At 39.1% G+C, this 7,763-nt stretch carries 4 protein-coding genes; all 4 read right to left on the bottom strand.

Annotation, left to right across the window (positions count from 1 at the left end):
- Positions 1 to 234 precede the first annotated feature (234 nt).
- The 4 genes from H7254_RS03850 to H7254_RS03835 all read right to left on the bottom strand — a co-directional run bounded on the left by H7254_RS03850 (position 235) and on the right by H7254_RS03835 (position 7,297).
- The gene (locus H7254_RS03850; RefSeq protein WP_301931728.1) at positions 235 to 1,326 is read right to left on the bottom strand and encodes a glycosylase; all 1,092 of its coding nucleotides are present in this window, start codon (positions 1,324 to 1,326) and stop codon (positions 235 to 237) included.
- A 137-nt stretch (positions 1,327 to 1,463) separates the two neighbouring features.
- Positions 1,464 to 2,378: a hypothetical protein gene (locus tag H7254_RS03845; protein ID WP_301931727.1), complete on the bottom strand. Its 915-nt coding sequence runs from the start codon at positions 2,376 to 2,378 to the stop codon at positions 1,464 to 1,466.
- Between the two features lie 15 nt (positions 2,379 to 2,393).
- A complete protein-coding gene (locus H7254_RS03840; RefSeq protein WP_301931726.1) occupies positions 2,394 to 4,106 on the bottom strand; it encodes a SusD/RagB family nutrient-binding outer membrane lipoprotein in 1,713 nt (570 codons plus the stop codon).
- A 17-nt stretch (positions 4,107 to 4,123) separates the two neighbouring features.
- Positions 4,124 to 7,297: a SusC/RagA family TonB-linked outer membrane protein gene (locus H7254_RS03835; RefSeq protein WP_301931725.1), complete on the bottom strand. Its 3,174-nt coding sequence runs from the start codon at positions 7,295 to 7,297 to the stop codon at positions 4,124 to 4,126.
- Between the last annotated feature and the right edge of the window lie 466 nt (positions 7,298 to 7,763).

Here is a 7,763-nt window from a genome sequence, read left to right as displayed (position 1 = left end):
GCTTCTGAATAATCATTTTATTGACTCCATAATCATTACCTCCGTTTTAATAATTTATAGTTCTGATAATAATACCAGATAAAGCAAATACACTCTTGCCATTTCGTTTATATTGTATGGATGCAATGGTTGATAACCAGAGTAACCATATTTCTTTCAGAAAATATTGCAAAATAGAACGCAACATTAAATTACCCCGGCAATTTTATTGCATAAAATTCTTCGCCTTTCAGTTTACTCCCTCGCAAACTGCAACACACTCTCACCCATATCTGCTGAAGTAGCTACAGCAATACCTCGTTGATCTTCTTTACTAACTGCACAATAAAAATGGTATACAACTCCCTTATATTTTACAACAAAAGATTTATGTGCAAACTGTTCATCATAAGGTTTGCTTGAATTTATTAGATCGTCGCCCGTCCAGTCGGTCCAATGCACCAGATCGTACGAACAGGCAAAACGATTGAATGCACCCGGATGATCTTTCCAAAAAGCGCCAAAATAAAACATCACCCAAACAGCATCAATTTTCTGAATAACCGCATCGCCGGTAATGCCTTCATGATGATCCAGCACGGGATCTTTACCGTAGCGCTTCCAGTGTTCCATATCGGTAGACACCGCCATCCCAATCCGCTCTGCCTCATTTTTTTTCAAGCCATCGCCTTTGGCATTATAAAACATGACGAAGGGGTATCCGGTAGCAGTTGTTTTATCGTGTATCACCGAACTTTTATACAGGGTTATATTTTCCCACCAACGACTATCTTTATCAGTAGCTTTTAAAACGGGTTTATCCAGCCGCTTCCATTCATGGGGTTGGATAATCTTATTGAAAGTATAAGCCATACCTATTGAAAGCAATCCGGCCTCGTAACCACGGGTGGAGCCGCCTAAATAAGACATCCAATATTTGCCCCCATAAGTTTGCGGCTTATAACTTCCGCCCCAGGTATAATCGAGCAGGCTTAAATAGCCCGCTTTCTGGTTAATATCCCAATGAGTAGTATCAGAAAAAGAAAGTATTTTACCAGTTGTTGTCCAATGTAATAAATCATCGCTTTTTGCCAACCAGGTTTCGTAGCCCCGTTTGTCAAAAACTATATAAGTCATAAACCATTGGCCATTTTTTCTAAATACAGAGGGGCTGTCAATTTTCTTGGATTTTTTTTCGGGCACAACTACAAGGCCATATTTATAAGGTGTTTTTATTTTTTTGTATATCGATTGCATTATACTGGGTGAAACAACCTGTAGGGCGCTTTGGGCAAGCGCATTTACAAAACAAAGCAACAGCCAAAAGCAAGCGAGTATTTTTTTCATGTAAGTATTAATTTATTAACTTTTAAAAGTGTACATATTTTGTAAAGATGGCAGCATTTCATTTAACAGATATACCAAAAATTCAAAGAGGCTGTCTCAACTAGTTGAGACAGCCTCTTTGAATAAAAGTTATTGCTTTATTGTTTCTGAAGGATCAGTTTATTGGCTCCATAATCACTACCTCCGCCTGATTGGTTTATACTTAAAGTGATAAAACCTGTGCAGGAGAAGACGTATCCGGCTACATCGTTAGCACCTGCTCCCTGGGCTACATATTGAACCGAAGTAAGGCCGCCGTACCTGCCATAAGTAACTTTAGGAATAGCAGCAGTTCCAGTAACAGGATTTATATTTACCAGTAGTGGATTGATAACAGTGCCTCCATTAGGATAAACTTCGCTCAGGTTTATCTGATTGGCTCCAGGTCCATCTGTAACGTGTACAACATCACCTTTCTGCCAGTCGGTCCAATCGTCCCTTACTACTTTATAGTAACCAGTCATACCGCCTGTAAAAGGACAAACCACATATACTGTAAAAGAAAAAGCTGATTTGTACTTCGGCCCGGTGATTAAACCACCCCCCCCATTGTCGCCTGCATTATTGATATCGTAAGTTTTACCGCTTTTAGTAACTGCCCTGGTAAAAAAAGTAAAAATTGAACCAGGTTCAAAACTCGAAGCTGGAACCCCAAGCGACGTTGCCAGCTCAGCGGTTGTTGTACTTAACGTTGCGGTACTACCTTTTATGTAAGGAATCGATTTTACGAGTTTCCACTTTAACGTATCTGCTGAGGTCCCCAGCGTTGTATACAACAATATATGATCTACCTCCTCGCCCGCAGGATATTGATGCACAATAATACCCACTGTAGAAGTATTACTGGTACTGTTAAGATTAAAATTAATAGCACTGTCCTGCACCAGGTAAGTTCCTACGGCAAGGTTTTTAATGTCCGATAAGGGATTAATATTGCCATCTGTTTTTTTACAGGAGTTGAGCGCAACAAATGCAGCGCATACTGCCATGATTATAATTAAGTATTTCTTCATCGTTTCTTGTTTTAGTTATTTAATGAAATTGTCAGGATTGTTATCCCAGAACACTTTGTTGGCAACATTTCCTGGATCCTTTTGAGCTGGTGCGCTGGAATTTCTGTTTACAAAAACTGATGGATAAAAGAAAGAACGCATGAAGAGTCCCGGGTTAGGCACTGCTACTGCAAGTTGCGCACTGGCAGGCTTTCCCGTTCTCCTCAAATTATTATAAGCTTCCACTCCATTGCCCCATAATGCGATATAGTATTCAGACATAATTATATTTAAACGGGCATCGTCCGTAGTTGCTGCATCGTAATTGCTTGATACCAGATTTACATAATTGGTAATTTGTGTAGCCGATGGTAGATAAGTAGGATCCGGAGTAACGTTTACGGTTGCCGGAAAGTTCAACACCTTGTTGATAGACGCGGTAACGCCTGTAGACAGAAGTGCCTTGGGGGAACCCTGGGTTGTTGTAATACCAAGCTCAAGCGCTGCTTCCGCTTCCAGGAAAAAAGTATAAGATGATAACCATATTGGGTTAATGCCTGCACCTTTTCCGCCCATTGTTGAAGTAACTGCCTCAAACTGGCTGCCATCAAATTGACCACCAGCAGGGTAAACGCCCATGGCGGTTGTATAATTGGCATCTGGCGGACCACCACTATTGTCGCCATGATCTCTTCCATGATATCCTTTACCTACCGTACAATAAGGTGTTTCATCGGGCACAACCGGATACCAGGAGGGGAAACTTGAGCTGCCAAATTGTGACTTGGCAAAGCAGGGGCATGTGGAAGATGTGGCCCAATCATAGTTTCCTACCTGCCGGTAAAAATAATAACGTAATCGGGGGTCTCCGGTCAGGTTAACTACCCCACCATATTTTTGAGTAGAAACCATCCACATAAAATAATTGGCAAGATATTCACCGTTGCCATTGTTGGTATAATCCGTTGCGTAATGACTATGCCTGCTATCAGGAGCTGTAACAGAGGTACCGTATCTGAATACAAAATCTTTCGCAGATGTAGTTATAAGATTATTTTCAGTAACCAATGCCTGAATTTTTGCAGTTACCGATGGATCTACCAGCCTGGTTTGCATATAAAATTTAAGTTTCAGCGTCTTTGCCAGCGTAGTCCAGTTTGCCTTACTGCCTCCGTAAAATAAATCATTACCTACAAAGGGAGCAGAATTCGGCTTGGAAAAATCCGAAATGGCGCTATCCAGTAAGTTTTGAACAGCTACATATATGCTGGCGCCACCATCAACCTTTGGAATCGTATTATCATTTCCTAAACCGGCTTCTGAATAAGGAATATCGCCAAAATTATCAACCAAAGTTGCTACTGTGTATGCCTTTAATACCCTGGCTATGCCCGATTGTATATATTTTCTTTGAGAAAGAGCCAACGGGATCATTGCATTGCTGTTAGTTAAAACGCCTGTATACGCTGTTGTCCACTGAAAATCAAAACTTGAGGGTGTGTATCCGTTCCGGTAAAAAGGTCCGGTCCAGTGTTGTTGCCTGCTTAACTGAGCGCCATAGTCACCGGCTGAAGTCCAGAAAGTATTAAAATCAAGCTGCACTTCATTTAAGTATAAATCCACATCCGCAGTTGCAGCACTGGGATAATTGGGATTGGTCAGTAATTTATCAAATTGCTTTTTACAGGATGAAATACCTCCGATAAGAAGTATCCCAAGTATAGCAGGTAATATTTTTTTATAGTTCATAATTTGCTTTTTAATGGTTAGAAAGTTACTCTTATACTTGCGCCAATCCTACGGGCAGAAGGACCAGAAAGAAATTCAAGTCCTCTTCCGTTGCTAACTCCCAAACCTGATGCTTCAGGATCAAAGTGAATATACTTTGGAAAGTTAGGTGCATAGTACCAGAGATTGGTTCCTGAAATATTGAGTGATATTGAGCCAAACGGAGTGTTACTTAATAATTTAGCCGGTATACTATAGGAAAGAGAAGCTTCTCTTAACCTGATACAGGTAGCATCATAAATAGCTGATTCGTCGGCTGCACCATTTGTAATACTATTACCGTAATATGCCTGTGATGAAGATATCTGTATGTTATTGGGTTTGCCATTCTCCAATACGCCGGGCAAAATATAGGAAGCCGCCCTGTCAAATTCAGTATCTTTTGTTACGCCTCTTCCAAGCAAACCACCTGCAGTGCCTGAAAACATTTGTCCACCCTGGGTATAATCCCATTGCATTCTAAAACTAAAAGATTTATAACTTAGCGTGCTTATACCGGAAACTTTGTATAAAGGATTGGGATCACCGATTACACCTATATTATTTGAATTGATATAGTTACCGTCCGTTCCTACAAGGCGTTGGCCAGTTTTAGGATCCCTTTGAAAATAATTAGACATAATTATTCCTAAAGGATACCCATTTTTTGCAAAAGTTCCTTCGTTGGAATAACCAGCGGTATTCACCTGTGCAAGATCAGAAGGTATATCAGAAACCATACTTTTGTTCAAAGTATACAATCCGTCAACTTGCCATTTCCAGCTTCTGTTTTCAATTACCGTTAATCCCAATTGTATTTCGATACCCTTATTGTTAACCTTACCCGCATTAATTTGCTGTGAAGTGTAACCGGTGCTTGGGTCAAGATCTCTTCTTAAAATTTGTTCGCTCGCTACTCTATTGTACAACGTTAAATCCAGCGATATTCTGTTATTAAAAAATTTACCCTCGATACCAGCTTCTGTTTCCTTTAGCAATTCAGGTTTGAGGTTTGAATTGGGAAGCAGGTTTGGGATGGAATTGACGTTTATGGGCGTTCCTGTTGCGGTTACAAAACTCCTTGATGCGATAAACAGGGAACTTCTTGTAGCATAGGGTGGCGGAAAATTAGCACTTGTTGAGTACCCAACTCTTAATTTTAAATAATTAACAGTCTTGTTGTTCTGTAATGCAGCTATTGCTGAAGTAGGGATAAATGACAACGCAGCATTTGGATAAAAAATACTTCTGTTCTTTTCTTCTACAGTAGACTTCCAACTATTACGTCCCCCTACGGTTAAATAAGCATAATCCTTGTAAGCTATGGTACCGGTTGCGAAAACACCTAACCCTAACACTTCCTCTGGCAACCGGTTAAGAGCTACTCCATTTTCACTTGAGGTGCTATGGTTTATAAAATTGCCGTGGTTCATTAACCCATATACCAACTGCTGCGAACTGGTCATGCCCGTTTGTTCATAAATATCCTGCCGTCTGTTAGCACCAGCATCTGCATTTAAGCTGAAATTTCCTCCTAAACTGCGACTAAAACTTAAAAGGAGTGTATGATCCCAAATAGTATTGATTCCGGTAGATGTTCTTAAAATACCAGTTGGGGTAGCTACGCCACCTTTATTTTGAGAGTATTCCTGGTATTCGGTATAATTATCGTACCCTACACGATAGGTAAGAAAAATCCCTTTAGCAATATCATATTTCGTACTCATCTGTCCATACACTCTGGCAACCTTATCAACGGTAAATGCATTATACAATGTCCACCGTGGGTTTTGAATACCATTGTCATTGCGATAATATACCTGTGAATGATCCGAAGGTTTTTCATAAGGAAGTCCCATTAAATCCATGGCAGTAGGAGTATACATTACATTCCCAAAAACCGATGTATTGGTAGCATTATTTCCGTAACTATTACTGGTAGGCGGAGATTTTACGTTGGTTCCTACATAGTTCATGGTACCACTAATTGTAAACCTATTGCTAAGTTTTGCTGTACCTCCAACACCAAAATTATTTTTTAAAAGGCTGTTACCCGGTAGGTAACCCTTGTCATCCGTATGGCTGAAGTTCATATTGTAATTAAGACTTCCTGAGGAACCTCCAACATTAACGGCGGTAGTGCTTGTAGTTCCCATTCTAAAAAAATTAGGAACACTATTGTGAAATTTATAATCGTAAGGAACACCTTTGTATTCCGGAAAATCAGCATTTAATGAGGTTTTATCGTAAGGATGTCTTACCTGTGCAGGCGGATTTGTAAATTTGGCTCCCCAGTTACTAAAAAAAAGTAATCCTAAACTGAGGTCAAATCCACCGCCATAAGACGTGTTATACTCTGGTAAAAAGGCCTTCGTTTCAAAGTTCGACTGAGATACAGATATTTCATTTTTCTTTTTACTGGTTGATGTAGCTCCATTTTTAGTTGTAATTAAGATAACGCCGTTTCTTCCCGCCTCACCGTAAAGCGTTACCGCACTTAAACCTTTCAAAATACTCACGTTATCAATATTATTAGGATCAAGATCAAGGAATCTGCTTGAAGTTTGGGTTCCGTAAGTAAAGTCTGACGATGTGTTTGTATTACTGTTAAAAGGAACACCATCCACAACAAATAGAGGGCTGGATGTTCCGGTGATGGTGCTAATACCCCTGATATTTATATTGGTACCGCTTCCGCTTAAACCACTTGTAGCCAATACATTCAGCCCTGGCGCCTTACCACTTAGTATTCGACCTAGATCAGCTTCCGGTCTAAGTTCCAGATCTTTTTTATTTACTGTCGACACCGCATAACCAAGCGCCTTTTTTTCCCGTTTAATACCCAGAGAAGTTACCACTATTTCAGATAATCCCCTTGTATCCTGATTCATTACAATTTGTAATCCACCCAAAACAGGTTCCGTATATTTTACAGAAACCGGAGCGTGCCCAACCTCTGATATTTCAAGGGCACTTCCTAATTTGGCTACAATTTCAAATGTTCCATCAGCATTGGAGGTGGTAGAAGTATTTTCATCTTTTACTTTAATGGTGGCTCCGGATATTGGAGAACCATTTTTGGAATCTGTGACTTTACCCTTGATTTTATTTTGGGCAAAAACGGAGCTTGTGCCGAATAGAAGCACAATAAAAAGCGCTGCAGTTTTTCTCATAAGAATTATTTGGTTAAAAAATAAAAAATGAATGTAGCAAATAAATAGGTATTACCGTTTAAACAATTTAACTATTTATTTACTTCTGATATAGGCATTAAAAAATTAAGAAATGCTGCATATTCAACAAAAACAATAAAATTCGCTATTTCCACATATTTTCTTTTTAAAAAATGCATTTTTATGCATAAAATTCCACTTTATATCATATTTCTTGTATTACTAATGTTTAGTGATCAAAGTCGTATACTAATTTACTTAGTATCTTATTGAAATAAATTAGCAATAAGGTTGCAAATAATTTCGGAATACCTACAAAAGAAGAGTTATAATGCTTTACATAAATCCTGGAAAATGAAGATGCCTATTGTAATCGAAAAAAGTTAGAAAATTAAAAGAAATAATTTCTTAAACTGAATTGCAGTTACAATTCGGAAATATTGATGCCACTTTGCTAAACTTTTTG

Source organism: Ferruginibacter sp. (genome assembly GCF_014377975.1).
GTDB lineage: Bacteria > Bacteroidota > Bacteroidia > Chitinophagales > Chitinophagaceae > Ferruginibacter.
Note: the sequence above shows the minus strand (reverse complement) of the source record. Positions and strands in the feature narration are given on the sequence as shown.